This window comes from Campylobacter sp. 2018MI13 (assembly GCF_018501135.1).
Taxonomy (GTDB): domain Bacteria; phylum Campylobacterota; class Campylobacteria; order Campylobacterales; family Campylobacteraceae; genus Campylobacter_E.
In genome coordinates, this window is the sequence record NZ_JAHCZC010000386.1 from 1 (window position 1) to 200 (window position 200).

The 200-nt window shown below is 46.0% G+C and carries 1 rRNA gene; it reads left to right on the forward strand.

Features of this window, described 5'->3' with window-relative positions:
• A 23S ribosomal RNA gene (locus KJQ99_RS10520) occupies window positions 1–200 on the forward strand; the annotation flags it as partial.

Below are 200 nucleotides of genomic sequence, written 5' to 3' on the forward strand. Positions count from 1 at the left end.
TGAAGTCTTCGGATGGAAGGAAGAATTGCTGATGCCGACGAGCCAAGAAAAGTTTCTAAGTGTAGATAATGTTGCCCGTACCGGAAACCGACACAGGTGGGTGGGATGAGTATTCTAAGGCGCGTGGAAGAACTCTCTTTAAGGAACTCTGCAAAATAGCACCGTATCTTCGGTATAAGGTGTGGTTAGCCTTGTATTAG